Annotated in this window: 21 protein-coding genes and 2 pseudogenes; 10 read left to right on the top strand and 13 right to left on the bottom strand. The window is 71.8% G+C overall.

Translation table 11 applies throughout. The features are described 5' to 3' along the window. Positions 1–3: 3 nt before the first annotated feature. Genes Prum_RS39380 through Prum_RS39370 form a run of 3 tightly spaced genes read left to right on the top strand, consistent with a single transcriptional unit; the run spans position 4 to position 2,146 of the window. Positions 4–1,641: a putative bifunctional diguanylate cyclase/phosphodiesterase gene (locus Prum_RS39380; RefSeq protein ID WP_173081971.1), complete on the top strand. Its 1,638-nt coding sequence runs from the start codon at positions 4–6 to the stop codon at positions 1,639–1,641. Positions 1,642–1,700: 59 nt separating this feature from the next. Beyond that, entirely contained in the window at positions 1,701–1,967 is a 267-nt protein-coding gene (locus Prum_RS39375; RefSeq protein WP_246278406.1) for a type II toxin-antitoxin system Phd/YefM family antitoxin, read from the top strand. Positions 1,968–1,984: 17 nt separating this feature from the next. Next, positions 1,985–2,146, top strand: a complete 162-nt coding sequence (locus tag Prum_RS39370) for a hypothetical protein (protein WP_246278405.1) — start codon at positions 1,985–1,987, stop codon at positions 2,144–2,146. An 87-nt stretch (positions 2,147–2,233) separates the two neighbouring features. Here Prum_RS39370 and Prum_RS55460 read toward each other — a convergent pair whose 3' ends face one another. The 4 genes from Prum_RS55460 to Prum_RS39355 all read right to left on the bottom strand — a co-directional run bounded on the left by Prum_RS55460 (position 2,234) and on the right by Prum_RS39355 (position 5,256). Continuing rightward, entirely contained in the window at positions 2,234–2,524 is a 291-nt protein-coding gene (locus tag Prum_RS55460) for a S1C family serine protease (protein WP_371871330.1), read from the bottom strand. Further along, positions 2,416–3,033: a S1C family serine protease gene (locus tag Prum_RS39365; protein WP_371871329.1), complete on the bottom strand. Its 618-nt coding sequence runs from the start codon at positions 3,031–3,033 to the stop codon at positions 2,416–2,418. Before Prum_RS39365 ends, Prum_RS55460 begins: the two co-directional genes overlap by 109 nt. 71 nt (positions 3,034–3,104) lie before the next feature. Then, positions 3,105–4,547, bottom strand: coding sequence for a sensor histidine kinase (locus Prum_RS39360; protein ID WP_173081967.1), 1,443 nt, complete (start codon positions 4,545–4,547; stop codon positions 3,105–3,107). Beyond that, a complete protein-coding gene (locus tag Prum_RS39355; protein WP_173081965.1) occupies positions 4,525–5,256 on the bottom strand; it encodes a response regulator transcription factor in 732 nt (243 codons plus the stop codon). The genes Prum_RS39360 and Prum_RS39355 overlap by 23 nt, the downstream gene beginning before the upstream one ends. A 137-nt stretch (positions 5,257–5,393) precedes the next feature. On the opposite strand from Prum_RS39355, the gene Prum_RS39350 reads away from it, so the two are divergent. Together Prum_RS39350 and Prum_RS55945 are read left to right on the top strand one after the other, a co-directional pair. Then, the gene (locus tag Prum_RS39350) at positions 5,394–5,966 is read left to right on the top strand and encodes an FAD:protein FMN transferase (protein WP_173081963.1); all 573 of its coding nucleotides are present in this window, start codon (positions 5,394–5,396) and stop codon (positions 5,964–5,966) included. Next, on the top strand, positions 5,963–6,082 hold the full coding sequence (locus Prum_RS55945) for a hypothetical protein (RefSeq protein WP_503826934.1): 120 nt from the start codon (positions 5,963–5,965) through the stop codon (positions 6,080–6,082). Before Prum_RS39350 ends, Prum_RS55945 begins: the two co-directional genes overlap by 4 nt. A gap of 299 nt (positions 6,083–6,381) precedes the next feature. On the opposite strand, the gene Prum_RS39340 is transcribed toward Prum_RS55945, so the two are convergent. From Prum_RS39340 to Prum_RS39330, 3 genes and pseudogenes are all read right to left on the bottom strand, one after another. After that, positions 6,382–6,567: a hypothetical protein gene (locus Prum_RS39340; RefSeq protein ID WP_173081953.1), complete on the bottom strand. Its 186-nt coding sequence runs from the start codon at positions 6,565–6,567 to the stop codon at positions 6,382–6,384. 50 nt (positions 6,568–6,617) lie between these two features. Continuing rightward, the gene (locus Prum_RS39335) at positions 6,618–7,469 is read right to left on the bottom strand and encodes an SWIM zinc finger family protein (protein ID WP_173081951.1); all 852 of its coding nucleotides are present in this window, start codon (positions 7,467–7,469) and stop codon (positions 6,618–6,620) included. Continuing rightward, a pseudogene (locus tag Prum_RS39330) lies at positions 7,466–10,401 on the bottom strand (DEAD/DEAH box helicase). Before Prum_RS39330 ends, Prum_RS39335 begins: the two are co-directional and overlap by 4 nt. 83 nt (positions 10,402–10,484) lie before the next feature. Here Prum_RS39330 and Prum_RS39325 point away from each other — a divergent pair. From Prum_RS39325 to Prum_RS39315, 3 genes are all read left to right on the top strand, one after another. Continuing rightward, positions 10,485–11,252, top strand: a complete 768-nt coding sequence (locus tag Prum_RS39325) for an aldo/keto reductase (protein ID WP_246278404.1) — start codon at positions 10,485–10,487, stop codon at positions 11,250–11,252. A gap of 80 nt (positions 11,253–11,332) precedes the next feature. After that, positions 11,333–14,188 (top strand): YfhO family protein, encoded by a 2,856-nt coding sequence (locus Prum_RS39320; protein WP_173081949.1) that lies wholly within the window; start codon positions 11,333–11,335, stop codon positions 14,186–14,188. Beyond that, positions 14,185–15,138, top strand: coding sequence for a lysylphosphatidylglycerol synthase transmembrane domain-containing protein (locus Prum_RS39315; protein WP_173081947.1), 954 nt, complete (start codon positions 14,185–14,187; stop codon positions 15,136–15,138). Before Prum_RS39320 ends, Prum_RS39315 begins: the two co-directional genes overlap by 4 nt. Before the next feature lie 27 nt (positions 15,139–15,165). Here Prum_RS39315 and Prum_RS39310 read toward each other — a convergent pair whose 3' ends face one another. Both Prum_RS39310 and Prum_RS39305 read right to left on the bottom strand, forming a co-directional pair. Further along, positions 15,166–15,906 carry a class I SAM-dependent methyltransferase gene (locus Prum_RS39310; protein ID WP_173081945.1) on the bottom strand — a complete coding sequence of 247 codons (741 nt, stop codon included), beginning with the start codon at positions 15,904–15,906 and terminating at the stop codon, positions 15,166–15,168. Beyond that, positions 15,903–17,027, bottom strand: coding sequence for a glycosyltransferase (locus Prum_RS39305; protein WP_218577579.1), 1,125 nt, complete (start codon positions 17,025–17,027; stop codon positions 15,903–15,905). Before Prum_RS39305 ends, Prum_RS39310 begins: the two co-directional genes overlap by 4 nt. Positions 17,028–17,104: 77 nt before the next feature. Between Prum_RS39305 and Prum_RS39300 the strand changes: the two are divergent. After that, positions 17,105–17,814, top strand: a pseudogene (locus Prum_RS39300) (glycosyltransferase family 2 protein). Between the two features lie 59 nt (positions 17,815–17,873). On the opposite strand, the gene Prum_RS39295 reads toward Prum_RS39300, so the two are convergent. Next, positions 17,874–19,094 carry a S1 family peptidase gene (locus tag Prum_RS39295; RefSeq protein ID WP_173081943.1) on the bottom strand — a complete coding sequence of 407 codons (1,221 nt, stop codon included), beginning with the start codon at positions 19,092–19,094 and terminating at the stop codon, positions 17,874–17,876. A 344-nt stretch (positions 19,095–19,438) separates the two neighbouring features. Between Prum_RS39295 and Prum_RS39290 the strand changes: the two genes are divergently transcribed. After that, positions 19,439–20,356 (top strand): META domain-containing protein, encoded by a 918-nt coding sequence (locus Prum_RS39290; protein WP_173081941.1) that lies wholly within the window; start codon positions 19,439–19,441, stop codon positions 20,354–20,356. A 30-nt stretch (positions 20,357–20,386) separates the two neighbouring features. Here Prum_RS39290 and Prum_RS39285 read toward each other — a convergent pair whose 3' ends face one another. The 3 genes from Prum_RS39285 to treZ all read right to left on the bottom strand — a co-directional run bounded on the left by Prum_RS39285 (position 20,387) and on the right by treZ (position 24,524). Next, positions 20,387–21,631: a glycosyltransferase 87 family protein gene (locus Prum_RS39285; RefSeq protein WP_173081939.1), complete on the bottom strand. Its 1,245-nt coding sequence runs from the start codon at positions 21,629–21,631 to the stop codon at positions 20,387–20,389. Positions 21,632–21,752: 121 nt separating this feature from the next. Next, on the bottom strand, positions 21,753–22,727 hold the full coding sequence (locus Prum_RS39280; RefSeq protein WP_173081937.1) for a glycosyltransferase family 2 protein: 975 nt from the start codon (positions 22,725–22,727) through the stop codon (positions 21,753–21,755). 39 nt (positions 22,728–22,766) lie between these two features. After that, the gene (treZ, locus tag Prum_RS39275; RefSeq protein ID WP_173081935.1) at positions 22,767–24,524 is read right to left on the bottom strand and encodes a malto-oligosyltrehalose trehalohydrolase; all 1,758 of its coding nucleotides are present in this window, start codon (positions 24,522–24,524) and stop codon (positions 22,767–22,769) included. Positions 24,525–24,687 lie beyond the last annotated feature (163 nt).

Below are 24,687 nucleotides of genomic sequence, written 5' to 3'. Positions count from 1 at the left end.
CCGATGACCGAGGCGGAGCGGAGGCTCTTCGTCGAGGCGTGGGCGAGGGCAGTCTACGGCGCCTCGGCGGCTCCCCTGACGTACGTCGAGCTCGTGGCGCTGCTCGACCGGCTCAGCGCCAGGCTCCCCGACGCCGGCCCGGAGCTCGTCGCCGCCGGCCTGGGTACACCGGAGACCCTCGGCCGCACCGTCGCCCTTATGCACCAGCATTTCCCCGCAGACGTCGTCGAGGCGGTCGCCACCGGCTACGCCCGCGCCCTGCGCGACCACACGCTCGACGCCCAGGACTCGCTGCGGCACGCCGCACTCGCCGCCCGCGCGCAGGCCGAGGCCGCGCTGCGGGAGAGCGAGACCCGCTTCCGGTACGCCGTGCTGCATGACCCGCTCACCGCGCTGCCCAACCGCACGTTCTTCCACCGCGCCCTCGAGCACGCGTGCGCGGTCACCCGCCCCGGCGTACGGCTCGGCGTGTGCATCCTCGGCCTCGACGGCTTCCGGACGGTCAACGACAGCCTCGGGCACGGCGTCGGCGACCAGCTGCTGGCGTCGGTGGCCGAACGGCTGGGCCGGCTCGGGCGGCTCCTGGTGGCCCGGGTGGGCGGTCTCCTCGTGGCCCGGGTGGGCGGAGACGAGTTCGCGATCCTCATCGACGACACCACCTGCACCGACGACGCCGTCAAGGTGGCCGACGCGGCCCTCGCCGCGCTCGCCGACCCGATCCGCGTCGACGGGCACGACCTGCGGGTCTCCGCCAGCGTCGGGGTCGTCGAACGGCCGGTCGCCGGCACCGACCCCAGCGACCTGATGCGCGCCGCCGACATCACCCTGCACTGGGCCAAGGCCGACGGTCGGGGGCGGTTGGCGGTCTTCGACGCCGACCGCAACGCCACCGACGTGGCCCGCTTCCGGCTCTCCGCGGCGCTGCCGGCCGCCCTCGAACGCGGCGAGTTCACCCTGCACTACCAGCCGATCGTGGATCTGGAGGACGGCACCGTGGTCGGCGCCGAGGCGCTCGCCCGCTGGGAGCACCCACGGCTCGGCCTGGTCGGCGCGGCCGGCTTCATCGGCCTGGCCGAAAACACCGGGCTCATCGTGCCGCTCGGCGCCCGCCTGCTCGAACGCGCCTGCCGGGACGCCGCCGGCTGGCCCGAACCCCTCGTCGTCAGCGTCAACCTCGCCGTGCCGCAGGTGCGCGAGCCCGGCCTCGCACCCCAGGTCGCCTCGATCCTCGACCGCACCGGCCTGCCCGCCAACCGCCTCCAACTGGAGATCACCGAGTCGGCCGTCATGGGCATCGACGACGACACGATCCACACCCTGCGAGCGCTCGCCGACCTCGGTGTGCAGATCGCGATCGACGACTTCGGCACCGGCTACTCCAACCTGGCGTACCTGTGCGACCTGCCCGTACACGGGCTGAAGCTGGCCGGCCGCTTCCTGAAGGGCCGCCGCCCGCGCGGCGAGGTCGACCCGACCCGCGAGGCGCTGCTGACGACGCTGGTGGCGCTGGGGCACAAGCTCGGCCTGAGCGTGACCGCCGAGGGCATCGAGACAGCCGCCCAGGCCCGCCGCCTGCGCGGCATCGGCTGCGACCTAGGCCAAGGCTGGCACTTCGGCCACCCCACCCCAACGTTCCCGTGATGTAGGTACAACAGATGGGCAGCGTCTCCGTCCGAGAGTTCTCCTACGATCCAAGTGGCATGTTCGCCCGCGTCGAACAGGGCGAGACCATCGAGGTGACCAGGCACGGCAAGGTCATCGCTGTCCTGCTTCCGGGATCCGGCACGCTGGGCCGCTACGCCGATCTCGTAGCCAAGGGAGTCATCCGGCTCAAGGCAACGACCACGAGTGATCTCGACCGCGTTCCTCAATACGCCGTGCCAGCCGACATCTCTGCTTTAGACGTGCTCCTCGCCGAGCGGGCCGAGGGTTCGTCTTCCTCCACGCCTCCGCGCTCATCACCCTGATCGCGGGACGCCAGTACGTGTCCGAACTACGCGAGTTCCTGGCCGGACGCCCCGGCATGCCGATGGGGACCTCCACGATCGGGTTCGTGGAACTGGTCTCGTACGACAGGCGCATGTTGGACGTCGCCCATTCGATGGGTCTGCCGACGGCCGCACCAGGTCTCGCCGACGCCACCTAGAGCCCCAACCTCGTCGATCTAGGACGAATCGTGGGTATCGAGTCCACTTTATACCCACGATTCGTCCTAGATCGACGAGCGCAGACGTCACCCGGCGAGGCGAGCCGCAACGGCGGCGGCGGTGTCGATCGGGATGGCGAAGCCGACGCCGATGTTGCCGCTGTCCTCGCCCGTCGTGGCGATCGCGACGTTGATGCCGATGACCCGGCCGGTCGAGTCCACCAGCGCGCCACCCGAGTTGCCCGGGTTGATCGGCGCGTCGGTCTGGATCAGGTTGCCGAGGCTGCTGCCGCTGTCCTCGATCGTGCGGCCGACCGCGGACACGATCCCCGCGGTGACCGTCCCTTCCAGACCGAGCGGGCTGCCGAACGCCAGCACCGAGTCGCCCACCCGCAGGTTCGCGCTCGTGCCGAGCTGGGCCGGGTCAGGTCGGACACGCCCTCGGCGCGTAGCACCGCGAGGTCCGCGGTCGGGTCCGTGCCGACGACGGTGGCCGCGACGGTACGCCCGTCGGCGAGCGTCACCCGCACGCTGCGGGCACCCTCCACGACGTGGTTGTTGGTGAGGATTAGGCCGTCGGCGGTGAGCACGACGCCCGAGCCCTCGGCGCTGCCGCTCGACGTCGACACGAGGACCGTCACGACGCTCGGCTGCACCTCGGAAACGATCTGCGCGGCGGTCAGGGTGCCGGAGTTGGCGACCTGCGTGGTGCTCACCGTCGTCGTCGAGGCGGGCGCCGCGCTGGCCACCTGGGTGGCGAGCAGACCGCCGCCGACGCCCCCGGTGACGGCGAGCGCGGCAGCCACGGTCGCGGCCATCACGCGCCGGCGCCACTGCGAAGCCGGCTGCTGCGGAGTGAACTGCGGAGGAGCCATCAAGTCTGTCATGAGTCCACCTTGGACCTCGGCCTTGATGATCAGCTTTGCCGCCACTGTGCTGTCCCTGTGAAGCCAGGCGGTCAGCGGCCGGGCAGCGTCACGGTGAACTCGGTGTGGCCGGGCTTGCTGCTCACCTCGACGGTGCCGTGGTGCGCCTCCACGACCGCCGCCACGATGGCGAGGCCCAGCCCGGTGCTGCCGGCCGCCCGCGAGCGCGAACTGTCCCCGCGGGCGAACCGCTCGAACACCTCCGCCTGCAGCTCGGGCGCGATGCCGGGGCCGTTGTCGACCACGCTGATCACGGCGCTGCCGTCGGGCGCCACCCGCAGCACGGCGGTCACCTCGGTGCCGGGCGGCGTGTGCGTACGGGCGTTGGCGAGCAGGTTGGCCAGCACCTGGTGCAGCCGGGCGGCGTCGCCCGGAACCGCGATCGCCTCCTCGGGCAGGTCCAGCCGCCAGCGGTGGTCCGGGCCGGCCACATGGGCGTCGCTGATCGCGTCGATGAGCAACATGGACAGGTCGACCGGCTCGGTCTCCAGCGGCCGGCCGGAGTCCAGCCGCGCGAGCAGCAGCAGGTCGTCGACCAGCGTCGTCATCCGGGCCGACTCCGACTCCACCCGGCGCAGCGCGTGCGCCACATCCGGCGGTACGGCGTCCCGCCCGCGCCGGGTCACCTCGGCGTAGCCCCGGATCGCGGCCAGCGGCGTACGCAACTCGTGGCTGGCGTCGGCGACGAACTGGCGTACCCGCATCTCGCTGGCCTGGCGCGCGGTGAGCGCCCGCGCGACGTGCCCCAGCATGCGGTTGAACGCCGCGCCGACCTGGCCCACCTCCGTACGCGGATCGGTGTCCTTCTCCGGCACCCGCACCGACAGCGCGACCTCGCCCCGGTCGAGCGGCAGCTCGGCGACCCGGCTGGCGGTGGCCACGACCCGGCGCAGCGGGCGCAGCGAACCGCCGATGATCAGCGCGCCGACGCCGCCGGCCAGCAGCAGCCCGCCGGCCACCACCGAGACCTCGACCCACACCATCCAGAACACGGTGTCCTGCAGGTCCTCCATCGGCAGCCCGGTGATGGTCGTGCGACCGGCCTGCTCCGTGACGACCAGGCGGTAGTCGCCGAGGTCGTCGCCCAGGTCGACAGTGTGTGGCTTGCCGTCTTCGGGCAGGCCGGCGAGGGCCTGCACCGCCTCGGCGGACGCGGGCTGCTCGTCGGGCGGCCCGGGCCGCGACTTCAGCAATACGTACGCGCTGGTGACCGCGCCGTTGGAGACGGTGGCGGTCAGTGTGCCGGGCGGCTGCCCGGCGCGGAAATGGTCGGGGCTCCCGTAGCCGCCCGGCTTGCCGTCCGGCGGCGCCTGAGCCGCCTCGTTGAGCTGGCTGTCGAGCCGGTCGAGCAGGGAGTGCCGCAGCGCGAGCGTGGTCACCGTGCCGATCACCAGGCAGACGACGGCGAGCAGCGCGATGACCGCCGCGAGCAGCCGGGCCCGCAGCGACCAGCTACTCGGCCGGCTTGAGAACATATCCCGCACCCCGGAGCGTATGGATCATCGGGGAGCGCCCAGCGTCGATCTTCTTGCGCAGGTACGAGATGTAGAGCTCCACCACGTTCGCCTGCCCGCCGAAGTCGTAGTTCCAGACGCGGTCGAGGATCTGCGCCTTGCTGAGCACCCGGCGCGGGTTGCGCATCAGGAAGCGCAGCAGCTCGAACTCGGTCGCCGTCAGCGTCACCAGGTCCCCGCCGCGGCGCACCTCGTGGCTGTCCTCGTCGAGGCTCAGGTCGCCGACGACGAGCACCGCGTCCTCGCGGACGGTGCCCACGCCCGCGCGCCGCATCAGGGCACGCAGCCGGGCCACGACCTCCTCCAGGCTGAACGGCTTCGTCACGTAGTCGTCGCCACCGGCGGTCAGCCCGGCCACCCGGTCCTCCACCGCGTCCCGGGCGGTCAGGAAGAGCACCGGCACGTCCGGCATGACACCGCGCAGCCGGCGCAGCACCTCCAACCCGTCCAGGTCGGGGAGCATGACGTCCAGCACCACGGCGTCCGGCTCGAACTCCCGGGCCATCCGTACGGCCGTCATACCGTTGCCGGCGCTGCGTACCTGCCAGCCTTCGTACCGCAGCGCCATCGAGAGCAGGTCGGTAAGGGTCGCTTCATCGTCGACGACGAGCACCCGCACCGGCTCGCCATCGGGCCGGCGCAGCTCGGGGCCGGCCGACCTCGCGTTCATGCTGATCACGTCCTTTATGCTCGCGAGCGCCTCTGTGCCCGAGCTAAGGCCATTCTGTGTGGCGCCTGTGAGCATGTCACAGCCAGGGCACAGGCGTGTCTGATCCGCCACACAGTCTGGTCGCGGACGCTTCGGCCATGCATTTGGTACGGGTGGAGCTCGCCGACCCGGCGCACCTGCGGGCGGCCCGGCGAGCGGTGGACCGGGAGGTGGCCGCCGCACGGACGGCGCTGGCGCGGGAACTGCCCCGCGCACAGCTCGCCGCCGGCCGGCCGGTACGCGTCAGCGCGCTCCTCGCCGACCTCATCGCGGCGGCCCTGGACGCGGCCCGCCGTACGGACGGCGACGTGGACCCCACGGTGGGCGCCGCGCTGCTGCGGCTGCGGTACGCCAGCCACCGGCCCTGGCTGCCCGCGTGCGGCTCGGGCGCCGGCGTGCTGGAGAAGCCGGCGCCCGGCTGGCGCGAGGTACGGCTGGACGGGCAGTGGCTGACCGTGCCGCCGACGATCCTGCTGGACCTGGGCGCGACCGCGCCGGCGCGTACCGCCGAGCGCTGCGCGGCGCTGGTCCTCGAACGGTACGGCACCGCCGCCCGCGTGGAGATCGACGGTGACGTGGCCAGCACCTTGGGGCCCGCGCTGGGCAGATCCCGGGGGCGGTCCTGGACCCGTCGACCGGCCGCCCGGTGCAGCGGCGCTGGCGGGAGGTGACCGTGGAAGCGGCCACCTGCGTCACGGCGAGCGCGTTCGCCACCGCCGTGGCCGTACGCGGCGACGCCACCCTCCCCGACGGCGTCACCGCCCACCTGGAGTCAGTCGCCGCCTGACAAGTAGATCTAAAGCGGTTTGGGGGCCGGGGTGCCTCGCGAAGCCCGTCAGGCTTGATGTCTTCGCGAGTCACCCCGGCCCCCAAACCTGACCAGGTGACTCCAGTCGAAACACTCACCAACTTGGGAGTTGCCGCCGACCTTTACCACCCCGGGGTGGTAAAGGTCGGCGGCAACTCCCAAGTTCTAAAGCTTGACTGTCGGTCTTTGCTTGACCAGGTCGGTTTTGGGGGCCGGGGTGACCTGCGAAGACATCAAGCCTGACGGGCTTCGCAGGTCACCCCGGCCCCCAAAACTCCCTAGATGTCCTTGGCCCGGGCGCCCAGGTCGGTGGCCGGTCCGTCGAACGTCCGCAGCACCCGGAAACGACTGGGCGGTGGCGTGTTGACCAGCCGCAACGCGTGGCGCCGGAGCTCGTCAGCCTGGTCCGGCTCCAGCTGGTCGATCAACTCGTGGAGGTCGCTGTAGTTGTGTGCTGCGGTCATCGCGGCTCTCCCGGTCGGCGGCAGTACTGCCACGATAGCGGGCGGGCACGCTATGGCGGTGCCGTGGCGCCGAAGGCTTCGTACGCGGGGCGTAGGCGCTCCACGAGGCCCGGCCCGCCCAGCGCCGGCCCCGGCGTGGGCAGCTGGCGCAGCAACAGGTCGGGCTCGGTGTCCAGGGTCTGCGGGCGGGCCGGCAGCGGCTGGGGCGGGAGCCAGAAGCGGTCCAGCGCCTCGGACAGCGGCGCGTCCGGCACGTCGGCGAGCACGGTGGCCGTGCTGGCGAGGGTGCGGGCCGGCCGGCTCACGGCGGGCTCGTCGCTGCCGCGCAGCGCCCGCAGCCGGGCCAGCAGCGCGGGACGCGACCGGCCGCGCCAGTGCAGGATCTGGAACGGGTCGGCGTCGAACTCCTCGGCCAGCAGGTAGAACGTCGCCGCCAGGTGCTTGCACGGCACCGCCTGGTCCGGGCAGGAGCAGCGCATGGAAAGGTCCGCCACGGCCTGCGGGAAGAGCGGCGTGCCCTGCGCGGCGAGGAGCTCCTCCAGTTCGGGCGGTACGTCGCCGGCCAGCAGCCGGGCGCTGTAGATGGCCTGCCCGGCGAGGGCCGCTTCGATCCGATCCCACACCGCCGGCGGGAACGGGGCCAACCCGATCCGCACCGCGTACGGCGTGACGGCCGAGCCCTGCACCGACGCGGTGACCTCACCGGGCGCCACGGCGAGGGAGAGCACCTGCCCCTTGCGGGCGTACGACCGGCCGCGGGTGAGCCGGCTGCCGATGGCGAGGGACTCCAGCACGGCGAGGAACCGCCGCGACCACCATGACTCCCCGATCGCCCCGCGGGTGCTGCGCGCCTTCAGCCCGCCCTCCACCCGGCGGGTCGGCTGGTACTGCCGGAAATTCACTCCACCACCGCCCGGGCGTCGAGCCGCAACAGGTCCCGAAGATCCGATGTGGACAGTGAGGTGAGCCAGTCCTCGCCGGTGCCCACGATCCGCGCGGCCAGGCCCCGCTTGTCCCGGATCATGTCGGCGATCTTCTCCTCGACGGTGCCCGCGCACACGAACTTGCGCACCTGCACCGCCCGCCGCTGCCCGATCCGGTACGCCCGGTCGGTCGCCTGGTCCTCCACCGCGGGGTTCCACCATCGGTCGACGTGCACCACGTGGTTGGCGGCGGTCAGCGTGAGCCCGGTGCCGCCGGCCTTCAGGGACAGCACGAACAGCGCCGGCCCACCGTCGCTCTGGAAGCGCGCCACCATCGCGTCACGGTCCTTCTTGGACACTCCACCGTGGAGGTAGAGCACCTCGCGACCGAACCGGGCGGACAGGTGCGCCCGCAGCATCCCGCCGAACTCGGCGTACTGGGTGAACAGCAGCGCCTTCTCCCCGCCCCGAGCGCCTCGTCGAGGATCTCCTCCAGCCGGGCCAGCTTGCCGGAGCGCCCGGCCAGCCGGGTGTCGTCGTGCAGGAACTGCGCCGGGTGGTTGCACACCTGCTTGAGCTTGGTCATGGTGGCCAGCACCAGCCCGCGCCGCTCGATCCCGTCGCTCTGCTCGATCTTCAGCAGCATGTCGTCGACCACGGCCTGGTACAGCGACGCCTGCTCGCCGGTCAGGTTGCACAGGACGTCCATCTCCAGCTTCTCCGGCAGGTCCGAGATGATCGACTTGTCGGTCTTGAGCCGGCGCAGCACGAACGGTCCGGTGATCCGCCGCAGCCGCGCCGCCGCCTCCTCGTCGCCGTGCCGCTCCACCGGCTCGGCGTACTTGCGCTTGAAGGTCGCCGCCGCGCCCAGCAGCCCCGGGTTCGCGAAGTCCATGATGGACCACAGGTCGGCGAGGCGGTTCTCCACCGGTGTACCCGTGACCGCGACCCGGTGCCGGGCGGGCAGTGCCCGGACCGCGGCGGCCTGGCGGGTGGCCGCGTTCTTGATGGCCTGGGCCTCGTCCACGACGACCCGGTGCCAGGCGATCTCGCCGAGCGCCTCGGCGTCCCGCGCCGCGATCGCGTAGGTGGTGACGACCACGTCCGCCGCGCGCACGGCCGCGGCGAACTTCGCCCCGCGCGGCCGCTCCGCCCCATGGTGTACGTGGATCCGCAGTCCCGGCGCGAACTTGGCCGCCTCGCGCTCCCAGTTCCCCACCAGCGACATCGGACACACCAGCAACGTCGGCCCCACCTCCGGCGCGTCGCCCGCCATGAGAGCCAGCAATTGAATCGTTTTTCCCAAGCCCATCGAATCCGCGAGAATCCCGCCCAGGCCAAGCGACTCTAGGAACGAAAGCCAGGCCAACCCGCGCTTCTGGTACGGGCGCAACGTGCCCACGAAGCCGGCCGGCGGCTCCACCGGGGCCAGGTGCCGCTCTGCCTGACCGGTCAGTAGGTCGCCGAGCGCCCCGTCCGCCGTCACCGCCTGGATGGGCAGCGCGTCCGGGTCGTCCTCCATGGACAGTCCGAGGTGGAGCAGCTCCCCCACGCTCATCTCGCCACCGGACTTCAGCAGCTTGAGGCCGGCGGCCAGGTGCTTGGAATCCAGCTCGACCCACTGCCCGCGCAGCCGGACCAGCGGCGTCTTGAGCTTGGCGAGCGTGCGCAGCTCGTGCTCGGTCAGCGGCTCGTCGCCGAGCGCCAGATCCCAGCGGTAGTCCACAAGGGACTCCATGCCGACGGCGGAGCGGCTGGCGACGGTGCCGGGCGCGGTGCGGCTCTTGGCGTGCAGGCGGGCGCCGAGCCGGGAGCCGGCCTTGCCCCACCAGGTGGGCAGCAGCACGCCGAACCCGGCCGCGTGCAGCTGCGGCGCGCCCTCGCGCAGGAAGCGGTGGGCGCCGGAGACGTCCAGCCCGAGCGCGGCCGGCTTGGCGGTGCGCAGCGCGTCGTCCAGTTCGGGCCACAGCCGGCTGGCCCGGCCCAGCTCGGTCAGCAGGGTCTCCTGCGGCGCGTCGAGATGCCGGGCCAGGGCCACCAGCGCGCCGCGCGAGCGCCACACCTTCTCGGCGTCCACGACGAGGCTGGGCTCGTCGGCGGCCTGCAGCGCGAAGTCGACCCGCCAGTCCTGTACCTCCTCGTCGGAGGCCGGCTCGACCAGCCGGAAGCAGGCGCGCACCGCCCCGCCTGCCGCGTCGCGCTGCCACCCGCCGAGCTCGCCCGCGAGCGCGGACACGTCCGTGGGAATGCGCCGCTCGCGGCCGGTGAGCGCGGCCAGCCAGGCGCCGCTGGGGGTGCCCCGGCCGCCGGCCAGGCGTACCCCGTCGAGGGCCGCGCGGGCCGCGGCGTCGACCAGCGCGTCGAGCGCGGCGGCGGTGAGCTCGGTGGGCGTGCCCCCGGCGGCCCGGCCGGCGGGCGGCAGCGCGGCGGCGAGCGCGCGGGCCCACGCGGCGTCCGCGCCGGTCAGCAGCGGACGCCACACCGCAAGGTCGCCCTCGATCGTGGGCAGGACCCGGCCGCGCCGCACCAGGTCGGCCGCGAACGCGGCCACCTCGGCCAGGTGCCGCAGCGAGGCGCCCTGCTGGCTGGCCCAGGAGCCGCCCTGGCCGGCGGAACTGGCCAGGAGCAGCGGCAGGGCCGCGTCGGGGTCCAGTTCCAGCACGGGTACGCGCCACGCGCCGAGCGTGATCGCGCCGGTGACCTTGGCGGGCAGGTCGGTCCGGACCAGCTCGGGCGAGTCGAGCGGGCGGCTGCCGGCGGTGGGCAGGTCGAGCGCGGCCCAGCCGTGCGCTCCCTTGGCCGCGTGGTCGCCGAGCGCGGCGGCGACCGCCTCGGCCGGCGCGGCGAACGGGTGTGGGCGGGCGGCACGCCGGGAGGACCGGACCGGGGCGGCCGAGTCTTCCGCCCACAGGGCGAGCCGCCCCGCGTGCGACCAGAACCCGTGTACGACCAGCACCGCCCAAGTCTGCCAGCCCGGCTGGGTAGGTTGGTGGCATGACACAACCCAGCGTGAAGGTCGCCCCGGACCTGGACATGCCGCTGCTCGGCTTCGGCACCTGGCAGCTGCCCGGCGAGCAGGCGTACGAGCCGGTGCGGGTGGCGCTGGCGACCGGTTACCGGCACCTGGACACCGCCACGATGTACCGGAACGAGGCGCAGGTGGGCCGGGCGCTGAGCGGCAGCGGCGTACCCCGGGAAGAGGTCTTCGTCACCACGAAGCTGCCGGCGGAGCGCGTGGGCCGGGAGCGGGAGACGATCACCGCGAGCCTGCGCGCGCTGGGCATCGACCGGCTGGACCTGTGGCTGGTGCACTGGCCGCCGAACGGCGCGGCCCGGCCGGAGACGTGGCGGGAGTTCGTGGCGGCCAAGGCGGACGGCCTGACCCGCGCGATCGGCGTGAGCAACTACAGCATCGCCCAGATCGACGAGCTGATCGACGCGACGGGCGAGGCCCCGGTGGTGAACCAGATCCCGTACAGCCCGGCGCTGCACGACCCCAAGCTGCTGGCCGAGCACCGGGAGCGCGGCGTGGTGGTGGAGGGTTACAGCCCGTTCCGGCGCAGCAACCTGCGCGAGCCGGTGTTCGGACAGATCGCCCAGGCGCACGGTGTGACGGCGCCCCAGGTGATCCTGCGCTGGCACCTGCAGCACGAGATCGTGGTGATCCCGAAGTCGGCGACGCCGGAGCGGATCCGGCAGAACTTCGACGTCTCCGGCTTTACGCTCACCGATGAGGAGATGGCGCGGATCGACGCCGTGTGAGCAAGCCGTAGGCTGTGCGGGCCCGTGTTCGCGTACCACCGGCCGGCCCCCGAGGAAGCTTGATGGTCTTGTCGCGCGCAGTGCCGACACCTAGCGATACGACGCCCAGCGCCCCGCCGGAGCCAGACCGGCTCGCGCCGCAACCGAGGCTGCTGTCCGGCATCGTGCTGGCGGCCATCGCCTGTTTCGCGCTGCTCGGGATCGGCTCGCCGCTGCTCGGCCAGTCGGTCTTCGGGGCGACGGACGAGATGGTCACCATGTCGCCGTACAGCGAGGTGCCGGAGTTCGCCGCCGAACGGCCGACGAACAACTACCTCGACGACACGTGGGATTCGGCGATGCCGAACACGATCCTGTTCGCGGATCGCCTGCGCGCCGGCGAGATCGCCGCGTGGAACCCGTACACGGCCGGCGGGGTGCCGCTGGGCTCCACGCCGAACTACGCGCTGGCGTCGCCGCTGACCGTGCCGTTCTACGTGCTGCCCGGGTGGTTCGCCCCGGGCGTCATGAAGCTGCTGGAGATCCTGGTCGCGGTCGGCGGCACGTACCTGTTCCTGCGCCGGCTGCGCCTGCGGCCGGCGCCCGCACTGCTGGGCGGGCTGGTGTTCGCCAGCAGCGCGTTCATGGTGGTGTGGACGAACTGGCCGCAGACCCGGGTGGCCGCGTTCATCCCGGCCGTGTTCTGGGCCGCCGAGCTGATCGTGCAGCGACACCGGGCCCGGGACGCCGCCGTGCTGGCGCTCGCGGTGGCGGCGATGCTGTTCGGCGGGTTCCCCGCCGTCACGGGGTACACGCTGGCCACGGCGGGCGTGTACTTCCTGGTGCGGGTCTGGTGCGAGCACGGCCGGGAGCGCCGCCGGGCCGTCGGCACGCTCGCCCTCGCGGGCGGGGGCCTGGCCGGCGCGGTGCTACTCGCCGCGGTGCAGCTCGTCCCGTGGGTCGTGTTCATGCGCTCGGCGTACGTCGTGGGGCGCGGGCAGACGCCGGACGACCACCTGTCCATCGCCAGCCTGGTCACCTCCGTCGCGCCGTGGGCGCTGGGCTCCACCAACCCCTACGGCGACGTGTACTGGTACCTCAAGGAAAACCTGGTCGAGTCGATGTCGTACGTCGGCGCGGCCGCCCTGGTGCTGGCGGTGGCCGGCGCGGCGATGGCCCGGCGGGGGCGGGCGCTGCTGCCGCGCGGCGCCTGGGCGGTCCTGGTCGGGGGCGCCATCGCCTGGCTGGTGCTCATCTACGGCGGCCGGATCCCGCTGACGGTGGCGCAGAAGATGCCGTTCCTGTTCTCGGACAACTTCGTCGGGCGGGCCCGGTGCATCCTCGGGTTCCTGGTGGCGGTGCTCGCCGCGGTGGGGCTGGAGCTGCTGCTGCGCCGGCGTACCGCCACCGACCGGCCGCGTCGCGGGGCGCTGGTCTGGGCCGCCCTGGTGTGGGGCGGCGTCGCGCTGGGCGGGCTGCTCGCGCTGCGCCTGGCCCGGCAGTCCGCCTTCCGGGCCGACCGGCGACTGGACGGCGGCGGGTCGGCGCGGCTGGACCACCTCACCGGCGAGCTGGCGGTGGGCGTGGCGCTGGTGGTGCTGGCGCTGGCCTGCGCGGCGGTGCTGTGGTGGCAGAGCGGCCGGGACGGCGGTGGGCGGCCCGCGCTCCGGCTGGTCGCGGCCGGCCTGCTGCCCCTGCTGGTCGCCGGGCAGGCCCTGACATTCGTGGTGCCGTACTGGCCGCGGTCGGACAAGAGCACCTTCTACCCCGTGACGGATACGCACCGGTACCTGGAAGCACATCTGGGACACGACCGCTTCGCCAGCCTGTACCGGGCGCTGAGCCGCAGCGTCGACAGCGTGCACGAGCTGCGGTCGGCGACCGGGCACGCGTTCACCGAGCAGCGGTACGGCGAGCTGATCCGCTCGATGGGCAACGCCTCCGGCTGGACGTCCACCAACGTGTCGGTGGCCGGCGGGCTGACCTCCATCGCCAGCCCCACCCTGGACCGGATGGCGGTGAAGTACGGCGTGGCCGCCCTCGACGGCCCGGTGCCCGGCGAGGCGCGCGCGGCCCCGACGGCGAACGGCGTGGCCGCGCTGGCCCCCGGCACGGCGGTGACCCGCCCGGTGCCCGGCACCGGCCCGGTCCGGGCGCTGCAGCTCACCCCGACGGAGAGCGCGGACTGGACGCCCACCGACCGGATCGAGGCGGTGGTCACCGACGCCACCGGCCGCGAGGTGGCCCGGACCAGCCGCCGGCTCGGCAAGGTCACCGGCGGCGCGCCCCTGTTCATCCCGGTGGCGGCCGAGGACGTACCGCCGGGCACCGCGCTCACCGCGACGATCACCGTACGCGCCGCCGAGCCGCTGCCCGTCCAGGCGGTGGACGGGCAGGCCACGGTCGGCGCGGTCGGCTCGGCGGACGACGGGCTGAAGCTCGCGTACGTGGGCAGCGCCGCGGTGTACGAGCGCACCCGGGCGGTACCCCGCATCCGGTGGGCGGCGAACCCGGTGGTCGACCCGGACGGCGCCGACCGGCTCCGGCTCCTGCGCTCCGGCACGCTGACCGCCGACCAGGTGGTGCTGGAGCAGCCGGCCACGGCGGGCGGCGGCACGGCCCAACTGGAGGTCACCCGGGACGGCACCGACGACACCGAGGTCACGGTGACCGCGCGCGGCACCGGCTACCTGGTGCTGGCCGACCCGATCCAGGACGGCTGGACGGCCACGATCGACGGGGCGCCGGCGACGCTGCTGCGCGCCGACCACGCGTTCGTGGCGGTCGCCGTGCCGGACGGGCAGCACACCGTGCGGTTCGCGTACGCCAGCCCGCACGGGAACGCCGGCGGCTGGCTCACCCTGGGCACCGGGCTGCTGATCGTGGCGGTGTTCGCCCTCGGGGTGCTCCGGGATCGGCGCCGCAACCTGCGGCAATTAGGCTCGGCCGCATCATGAACAAGACATCGTCCTGGCGGTCGCGGCTGCGCGTCGCGGTCCTGGTGATCGTGCTGGCGGCCGCCGTGGCCGCCATCGTCCGCAACTGGGCCGAGCTCGAGGCGGCGCTGCGCGAGCTGTCGCCGTGGGCGGTCGCCGGGGCGTTCCCGCTGTCGCTGCTGGCGATGGTGGCCGCCCTGTTCACCTGGCGCTCGCTGATGGCCGACTTCGGCGCCAAGCTGCGGGTCGGTGACGCGGCGCGGATCTTCTACCTGAGCCAGCTCGGCAAGTACATCCCCGGCTCGATCTGGTCCATGCTCAGCCAGGCCGAGCTGGCCCGCGACCTGCACGTGCCGCGGCGCACCACGCTCACCGTCGGCGTGCTGACGATCGTCATCGCCGAGGCCGTCGGCCTGTCCGTGGCGCTGGTGACGCTGCCGTTCGCCGCGCCGGCCGCCGCCGAGGAGTACTGGTGGGTGGCGCTGCTCGCGCCGCTGTTCCTGATCGGGCTGCACCCGAAGCTGCTGACCTGGGGGGTCAACCTCGCGCTGCGGCTGCTCCGCCGGGCGCCGCTGGACCACCCGCCGTCGTGGCGCGGGCTGCTGCGCACCGCGGGGCTGCAGATGCTGGTGTGGCTGATGTTCGGGCTGAGCGCGTGGGTGCTGGTGCTCGGGCTCGGCGGGTCGCCCGGCGAGGCGCTGCCGGCGGCGATCGGCGGCTACGCGCTGGCCCACTGCGTCGGGCTGCTCGCGGTGGGGCTGCCCGCCGGCGCGGGCGTCCGCGACCTGGCGCTGGCGGCGGCGCTCTCCTCGGTACTGTCCGCGCCCGAGGCGTTCGTCGTTGCCCTGGTCGCCCGCATGATCATCACCGCCGTGGACCTCCTCCTAGCGACGCTGCAACTAAGGCGCCGCCGCCGAGCAGAGCCGTCGATCTTGGAGTTGTCAGGCGCCATTCCGGACAACTCGGCCTGACAACTTCAAGATCGACGGGCTGGGCGGCTAGGTGGGGCGGCGGGCTAGGGCTACTAGGCCGGGGCCCTTCCTCGGGGAGAGGGACTGGAGGGCTACGAAGGGGGCTACGCCGGCGCGGATGGCCAGGCCGCTGAGACGGGCGGCGGGTTGCAGGACGCGACCGCTGCCGGCCGTGCGTTCCTCCACCGTGGACTGGGCCACGTCGGACTTGCGGCGGGTGGCCAGGCGGTCTCTCACGCTGTCCAGGGCGTAGCCCAGCGGCCAGGCGTAGTGCCGCAGCGTGACGTCGACCGCCCCGGCCGCGGCCAGCCGCTCGCCGAGCTGGTCGGAGCTGTACCGCCGGTAGTGGCCCACGTGCTCGTCCCACGGGCCGAAGCGCTCCGGGTCGGAAGGCACGGACAGCAGCAGGTGCCCGCCGGGGCGTACCAGGGGCAGCCACTCCGCCAGCGCGCCCGCGTCGTCGGCCAGGTGCTCCAGCACCTCGAACGCGCACACCAGGTCGTACGTACCCGGGTCGGGCGCCTTGTGGTGGTCGCCGTGGATGACCGTGCCGCCGGCCGGGGTGATCTGGTCGTGCGCGGCCTGCCAGGAGGTCTCGTCCGGCTCCACGGCCGTGTACGTCGCCATCCGGGCCAGCCGCGCGCCGAAGCCGCCCCGGCCGCACCCCAGCTCAAGGATGGTCGACGGGGCGACCCGCCGTACGGCGTTGCGGACGACCGCCCAGCGCAGGGCGGCGCGCGGGGCGAGCGGGGGTGCGGGCTGGGTCATCTGTCTACCTTCGACTCAGGGTGGACGCGCTCGCGCAACGCCCGGACGGTCTCGACGGGACGGTAGCGGTCGCTGGCTAGGGCGTACCCGCTGCTCTTGAGGGTGGCGAGTTGGGTGGCGTCGCCGGCGAGCTCGCGCAGCGCGGCGGCCAGCGCCCCGGGGTCGCCCGGCGGGACCAGCACGGCGGCGTCGCCGAGCGCGGCGCGCTGCGGGGCGGTGTCGGAGGTGACGACGACGGATCCGGCGGCGAGGCCCTGGTAGACCTTGGTGGGGACGACCCGCAGCGCCTTGTCGGTGGTGCCGAAGATGCCGAGGCTCACGTCGTGTGCCGCCACCAGGTCGGGCAGCTCGGCGCCGGGCACCCAGTCGAGCCAGGTGACCCGGGGGTTGGCGGCGGCCAGCTCGCGGCAGCGCGCGTAGTCCTGGCCGGTGCCGACCATCGTGACCGCGACGCGGTCGTCGCCGGCCAGCTCGGCCAGCGCGGCCCCGATCGTCGCCGTGCCGTGCAGCGGCGTGAACAGCCCCACGAAGACCACGCTGAGCTGGCCGGCCGAGGGGCTTGGCAGGCCACCGCCACGAGCGAACCACTCCGATGAGGCGCCCACCGGTACGACGACGGCGCGGTCGGCCGCCTCGGCGGGCAGCGTCGCGGCCTGCTCGGCGGTGTCGACCACGACCACGTCGGCGCGCCGCAGCGCGGCGCGGTCGATCCAGCGCATGAGCCGGTGCTTGAGGCCGCCCTTGCCGGCCAGCCCGCGGTCCTGGGCGGTGCCGGCGGCGGAGACCAGGTGGTCGAGGGCGATCGGCGTGGACCGGAAGAGCAGCCGGGCCAGCCGTACGTCGAAGTGGCCGAGGTAGCCGACGAGCACCGCGTCGGGCCGCTGGCGGCGCAGCTCCCGGCGTGCCCCTACGACCAGGCGGGCCCAGCACGCGGCGAGCTTTCCGGCCAGCACCGGCAGGCGCCAGGGCTGGCGCAGCATGGCCACCCGGGCCGCGGTCGACAGGTGCAGCGGGGCGTTGACCTCGACGACCTCGTCACCGCTTGCCCGCAACCCCTCGATGAGCACGGCTACCCGTGGGTGCCGCTCGACGTCGTAGGTCCCGAACGCCAGCCAACGCACCCGCAGAGCGTACCGGACACACGTCAACCTGATATCGTCTGCGCGGCGCGGCGCCGAAAGCCACTATGAGAGGTCCCATGAAGCTATCGATCCTGATGCCCGTCTACAACGAGGCGGCGACGATCGCGGTCGCCGTCAAGCGCGTTCTGGACGTGGCGTATCCGGTCGACTTCGAGCTGGTCATCGTCAACGACGGCAGCAAGGACGGCACGCACGAGTCCCTCGCCGCCATCGACGACCCTCGGGCGCGGGTGATCACCCACGAGAAGAACCGTGGGAAGGGCGCCGCGATCCGCACCGCGGCGGAGGCGGCCACCGGCGACTACATGATCATTTGCGATGCCGACCTGGAGTACTCCCCGAGGAGATTCCGGGGCTGCTGGCACCGGTGATCGCAGGCGAGGCGGAGGTCGTCTACGGCACCCGGACGTTCGGCAGTCACTCGTCGTTCTCGTTCTGGTACGTGATGGGCAACCGGCTCGTGACCACGTTCGCGAACGTGGTCTTCAACTGCTACATCAGCGACCTGGAGACCTGCTTCAAGCTGATGCCGCTGGCGCTGTACCGCCGGCTCGACATCCGGTCCGCCGGGTTCGGCATGGAGGCCGAGGCGACCGGCAAGCTGCTCCGGTTGGGGCACCGGCCGTACGAGATCTCCATCTCCTACCGCGCCCGCGGGCGCGAGCAGGGTAAGAAGATCACCGCCTGGGACGGCGTCGAGGCGCTCTGGATCATCGCGCGTACCCGCGTGGCCATCCGTGGTAAGTACCGCGCCGGGGCGGCATAGGCACTTACGAACGCCGGACGTGCCCCGGATCCAGGGCACGTCCGGCGATATTGTTTCGCCTATCGCGTCTCGACCCGCAGCCCCGCACCTATAGCATCTTCGCCATCCCAGTACGCATTTATGTCGGGCAACGTGCTGAACAACGAGGTTCCTCCGGCAGGCGCGCCGTCCGCCGGACAACTGGTCGTACCACCATGGTGGATTCCAAAGGCCCATCGGCCGCTGCCGCCAGGCCAGTACCAGCCGCCGCCGCTATCGCCGGGGCAGCCGTCCGCATCCACACGGACCATACCTCTGGAGTCGACCGTATTTGTGACGACGCCACAGACCGCGCCGCGCCGGGCGTTCAGACACACGCCGTCGCCTACGGCAATAGACGCGCGGTACTGAATCGCGAGGTCAACGTCCACAGTCGTATTGGGATTGGTCTCGGTGTACATGTATCCACCTGTGACCCAATATGAGCTGTCGACCCTAATGCGGGCCACGTCGACATTTCCTACATTAAAAAACGACTGCAGCGGCCCGAACGGCTGCCCACCATGTCCCCACTGCACACCACGACCGCCGCCCTCCCCTTCGGCGCAATGTCCGGCCGTAATAATCCACCGGCTTACAGGAGGGGTCGAGGTCCGTGCGGTGAAGCCGAGCGAACACCATGCCCTGTCGCTATGATGCCAGATGTTGATCCCGCTGCGAGCCGGATTGCCGCAATGGTATCTGTCGGTGCAAACCTCCGGCACCGCATCACTGGCGGCAGGCGGGACCAGTCGCACCTGGGGCAGGGAGGCCGTCGCCGCTTTCGTCTGCGCCATCGCGCCCGGCTCCACAGCCACGACCACGCGATTGGAAGACACATCCACGCCCGCGTAGCGGAATCCGTGACCAAGGCCCCGAACCCCCTTCTTGTTCAACGAGTTGGCCACGCCTTCCAAGGCCCGATAGCTGAATTTGACGCGTCGAGTCATCACCTTGACACCAAACTGCGAGCCCAGTTCAACAACCCGGCGGTCTGTTTCGGCGTCCGTGACGGCCACCCGCTCTGTATTGGTCAACGGCTCGTAAGACGAGCCACCGAAGCCCGCAGGGCGCTCGGCGCTCAATCGCTCGCGCAGCAAAATCCGCTTTCCTTGGCCGGCGGCCGCCTCTTCGGCTTGTGCCCGGGTCAGTTGCGGAAAAGTCTTCAGATAGGCTCTCGTCAGGAGTTCAATTTCCGAGATTGCGGCTGGTGCCGCCGCCGCGCTCTGAAATGGCACGGCACTGACCAGCAACGCAAACACGACTCCGGCGACAATTCTTCGCGTGCGGATAATCCTTGAACGGCCACGGACCACTCCTGGTGGCACGGACATGGCGACCCCTCCTCGCTACCGTCGGGTACACGAGGGATACACGAACACCTATGGCCCCCGCCTTAGCCCGTCGCGTTGAATCTACATATCCGAATGCGCCTCGCGAAACGGTTGAACCTTGAGTCATCGTGTGGTAGCCCGGCGATCATTCCGTAGAATGTGGTGATACATGGCTTTGGGTCGTTCGCCCGCCGCACTGCCGGACAACATAAATACGACAAGGTGTAATAAACCATAGGTCCGGCACTCACGTCATCATCCAGAATGAGCACGTGGATCGAGGCAACCGTTGGACGTCCATCACCGTCGGAACCTACATGTACAAGAGAGCCGTCGCCCTGGCCGTCGTTCTGTGGTTCATCGCAGGTTGCGGCGCCGCCGCGCCAGACGGATCCAGCGGGCAGCCAACGGATGCGTCGGCGGCCGCCCAGGCTGCCGGATTCGACCCGGTTGCATTGATCGGATCCTGGCGCCTCACCGCTCCCGGTGAGCAGCCTGATGCAATTCTGCGTATTGCCGCGGAGGGCTACTTCCTGACATTATGGCGCTCCTGCGGCGTCCAGCCGGGATCCTGGCGGGCCGACCACGTTGGTCTGTTCGTCGCCCAGCTGGATGGTGACGGAGGATGTCCGGCGCCACACGGCGCTGACGCGACACCAGGGTGGCTGCGGCGGGCGACCGCCTTCCGGATCGACGGCGTGGATCGTGTGCTGCTCGACGCCAGCGGTGTCCAGGTCGCCCGCTTGGTGCCCGGCGGCCACCCGACCCCGATACCCGCCAACGTAGCGCCGGCTTGGGCGGAACCACCGGTCGTAACCGACGCCGCACGGCGTGAGCTCGCGCCGGCGGCGCCGTTGCCTCCGGGTCTAGTCCCGGCCTCGCGCGACGTTCTGGACCGCCGGTGGGTGCCGGCCGATAGCGGACGAGATGGTCCGAAAGGGCCCTTCGTTGAACTGCATCGCGACGGCCGCTGGCACGGATCCGACGGCTGCAATGACGTGGCCGGGCGGTGGACCACCGGGCCCTCCGGCGTCATGCTGGCGACCGCCGGGCCCACCACTGAGATCGGTTGCGCCAACATCCTGGTCGGGGAGTGGCTCGCCAGGACCCGACAGGCCGGCTTGGACCGGGAGGTGCTCGTGCTCATGGACGCCCGGGGCACAGAACTCGGGCGCCTCCGACCCATCTGACGGGCCTCCCGGGCGTCATTAGAGGACCGCTCACCCGCCTGCGGGTACGGGCTTTCGCGGGAGTTGGTCCGGCTTCGGGGCGGCTATGACGGGCTGCGTCGCCTCTTTGCTCCGGTCGCGCCACGGGATCGCCGCCACGCCGGCCGCGATGACGAGCAGCGACGACCACCGCAGGGTGTCCTCGGTGAAGTAGTTGAGCTTGGGGTACGGCACGGTCACCAGGTAGAAGAAGGCCGCCCATCCACTGGCGAGCAGCGCCCAGACCAGGCCCAGGCGCTTCTGCAGCAGCAACACGAACGGCAACGGCCAGAGCAGGTACTGGACGCCGAACCCGGCGGTGACGGCCAGGAACGCAAGGAGGAGCGCCGCGGTCAGCGCGATGGCGTCGGCCTTGCGGAAGAGCACCAGGACCGACAGCACGGCAACGGCGGTCACGAGCGTGCCAACCCGCTGAATGGTGTCGATCTTCGGCCCGGCGTAGCCGAATCCGGCGACGTCGAGGTAATTGAGCACACCCGCCCAGCCCCACCGGCCCACCAGCGACCGGTACGACGTAAGTACGTGCACCGCCTCCCGCACCGAGTCGTGCAGGAACAGCGGGATCGACGCCAGTAGCAGGAGTGGTGCCACCACCGCGCCCGCCGTGACCGCCCACCACCGCCGTACCGGCACCTCACGCAGGATGCCCGGGATTAGGATCACCGGCCAGGTCTTCGAGGCGACCGCCAGCCCGGCGAGGAGCCCGGCCCAGCCCGGACCACCTCGACGCGCCGCCAGTAGGGCGCCCACGCCGAGCGCCAGGGACACCGGCTCGACCTGGCCATGCACGGCCGTCACCAGGATGGCGAGCGGGCAGACCGCGTACAGGAACGCCGCTAGTGACCCACGTTCGGCGCCGCCGAGACGCATGAGGAGAACAATCATGGCGAGGTCGGCCAGTACCGGGGCGATCTTGCCGGCGACCTGCCAGGGCAGCCCGGTAGAGATCTCGGCACCGAAGATGTACGGCATAAGGGGCAGAAAGTTCCACTGGAACCTGGGCAGGCCGGTCAGTGGGTCCGCGCCGTCGAGGACGAGCCGTCCGGCGTTCTGGAAGTAGATCGCAACATCCCGCGGCGTCAGATCGTACGACAGGGCCACGGTGACCGCCCGCACGCCGAGACCGACGGCCAGCGCGACCCACAGCGGGGGCGCCCAGCGGCGCCAGAACGCCGTACCGAACGCCACGGCGCTCATGGCCACAAGAGCCCAGAGCGCGACCACAGGTCCCTGCACCGGCATATCCCTCATCTGCGGCACCCGATCATGGACTCTGACGCCGATCAAGGGCAAATGGTCGCGAACGGAGATCAACTCACGACCATATGACCTTGATCGACGGAAATGCCACACCCCGTCAGTCGGGTCGGGACCGGACGATCAAGTCGGCGAGCAGGGCCACGGCGGCGATGATGAGGCCGGCGACGATCAGCAACATCGCGTTGGTGGTGACCCGGAAGTAGTACTGGACGATGTCGACGATCGCCTTGATCCCGCCCGCGAAGATCATGAACAGGGCGAGCGGCATCAGCACCTTGATGGGGTTGAAGTACACCACCATCCGCAGCACCTGCAGGATGTAGCGGTACGCGTCCCGCACGAAGTGGAACTTCGAGGTGCCGGACCGCTTCGCGTAGTCGATCGGGATGTAGTCGACCTGGTGCTGGTTGGACAGGAACGCCAGCGTGATCGTGGTGACGCAGGAGAACCCGGGCGGCAGCAGCCGCAGGTACGGCAGCGAGACCTGGCGCCGGAACGCGCGCAGCCCCGAGTTGAGGTCGGGGATCTTGGTGCCGGCGAGGATCTCGGCGACCTTGCGGATGGTCCACTTGGCCGGCACCCGCAGCGCCTTGTGCGTGCCCTGCTCGGTCGTGCGCGCGCCCACCACCTGGTCCACGTGCGGGTTGTCGACCAGGTACTGCACGAACTCCGGGATCCGCTCGTTCGGGTACGTCATGTCGGCGTCGGTCCACACCACGACCGACCCGTACGCCTCCTGCGAGCCGATCCGCCGCGCGGTGCCCGACCCGCCGTTGCGCCCGAACGGCACCAGCCGCATGTGCGGGAACCGCGGCTCCGCATCGCGCAGCACGGCCAGGGTGTTGTCGGTCGACTTGTCGTCGATGACCATCAGCTCGTAGCTGAACCCGCTGGCGTCCATCGCCTTCGTGATCCGCTCGATCTCGGCCACCACGTGCTCCTGCTCGTTGTAGCAGGGCAGCACGATCGTGACGTCCAGCGTCTCCTGCTGGGCGTGGGCCGGCGCGGCGTGGCCGCCGGGCGCGGTCGGGTAGCCGGCGATGCGGCTCCGGGTCCCTTGCTCGATAATCATCCTTGATCACAATCTGGCTGCGTTGGCAGTGGGTGTGGCTCAGCGGGAGAATACCGGCCCGGTTTTACAGATTGACACCACGGCGGCCGACTCGGGCGGCATTTCGGCGAACTCCTGACCCACCGTCACACCCGGCTCCGTGGCCAACAGTACCGACTCCGGCTCGGCCGGCAGCGGCAGCCGCGCGGCCGCCGGCCCGAGGTTGGCGGCGACCACGGTGTCCCCGCGCCGGATCACGACAAACCGGTCACCCGACCACACCTGGACCCGATCCAGGCGCGGGTCGGACAGGTCCGGCCGGCTCTTACGCAGCGCGATCAGGCGCCGGTGGAAGTCGTACAGCTCGCGGTGGGCGGGCTTGTCCAGCTCGGCCCAGTCCAGCCGGGACCGGGTGAAGGTCGCGCGGTCCTGCGGGTCGGGCACGTCGTCCGGCGGCCAGCCGTGCGCCGCGAACTCCCGGCGCCGCCCGCCGGCAACCGCCGCCGCCAGCTCCGGCTCCGGGTGGCTGGTGAAAAACTGCCACGGGGTACGCGCGCCCCACTCCTCCCCCATGAAAAGCATCGGCGTGAACGGCGAGGTGAACAGCAGCGTCGCGCCGACCCGCAGCAACCCGGGGCGCAGCAGTTCGCTGATCCGGTCGCCCCTGGCCCGGTTTCCGATCTGGTCGTGGTTCTGCAGGTACGCCACGAACCGGTGCCCCGCCGTCCGCTCCCGGTCCACCGGCCGCCCGTGCGTACGCCGCCGGAAGCTCGACCACGTCCCGGCGTGGAAGAACGCCCCGGTCAGCACCGCGGCCAGGCACTCGACCGAGCCGAAGTCGGCGTAGTAGCCCTGCCGCTCGCCGGTCAGCAACGCGTGCAGGGCGTGGTGCGCGTCGTCGTTCCACTGCGCGTGCAGGCCGTACCCGCCGGCCTCCCGCGGGGTGATCAACCGCGGGTCGTTGAGGTCGGACTCGGCGATCAGCGTCAGCGGGCGCCCCACGGCCGCCGCGAGCGCGTCCACCTCCGCGGCCAACTCCTCCAGCACGTGTACGGCGCGGTGGTCGACCAGCGCGTGCACGGCGTCCAGGCGCAGCCCGTCGACGTGGTAGTCGCGCAGCCACATCAGCGCGCTGTCCAGCACGTACCGGCGTACCCCGTCGGAGAGCGGCCCGTCCAGGTTGAGCGACCGGCCCCAGGTGTTGGCCTCCGCGGACAGGTAGGGCGCGAACCGCGGCGCGTACGCCCCGGACGGGCCGAAGTGGTTGTAGACCACGTCGAGGATGACCCCCAGCCCGCGGGCGTGGCACGCGTCGACGAACCGCTTGAGCCCGTCCGGCCCGCCGTACGCCTCCTTCGGCGCGTACCAGCAGACCCCGTCGTAGCCCCAGTTGTGCATGCCGTTGAACGCGTTCACCGGCAGCAGCTCGACCAGGTCGACGCCCAACTCGACCAGGTGGTCCAGGCGCCCGATCGCCGCGTCGAACGTGCCCTCCCGGGTGAACGTCCCGATGTGCAGCTCGTACAGGACGCTGCCGGGCAGGGCGCGGCCGGGCCAGCGGGCGTCCGTCCACTCGAACGCGGCGTGGTCGTACGTCCGGCTGGGCCCGTGTACGCCGTGCGGCTGCCACGGCGAGCGCGGATCGGGCAGCGGCTCGCTGGACTCGTCGATCAGGTACGCGTACTCGGTGCCCGGCCCGGCCTCCGGAACGTCGGCGCGCCACCAGCCGTCGGGGTACTGGGCGAGGTCGCGCACCTCGCTGGCCAGGCTCAGGCGTACCCGTAACCGCTCCGGTGCCCAGACCGCGAATTCCCCCACGGTTCGTTCCTACCGTGTCTTCGCTCACCATGTGCCCGATTTGGAATGCGCTCGTAACACGAGTTCCTTTACCTTAGTGAAGGCCCACTCGGGCCTTCACTCCAAGATCACGCAGAGCCGCCGCAGGCGCCGGCCAGCGTTTCGCTGTACCTACTCCCCTCTG

The organism is Phytohabitans rumicis (assembly GCF_011764445.1).
In the GTDB taxonomy this organism is placed as follows: Bacteria; Actinomycetota; Actinomycetes; order Mycobacteriales; family Micromonosporaceae; genus Phytohabitans; species Phytohabitans rumicis.
The sequence above is the reverse complement of the archived record's forward strand: the minus strand, read 5'-3'. Positions and strand labels throughout refer to the sequence as shown.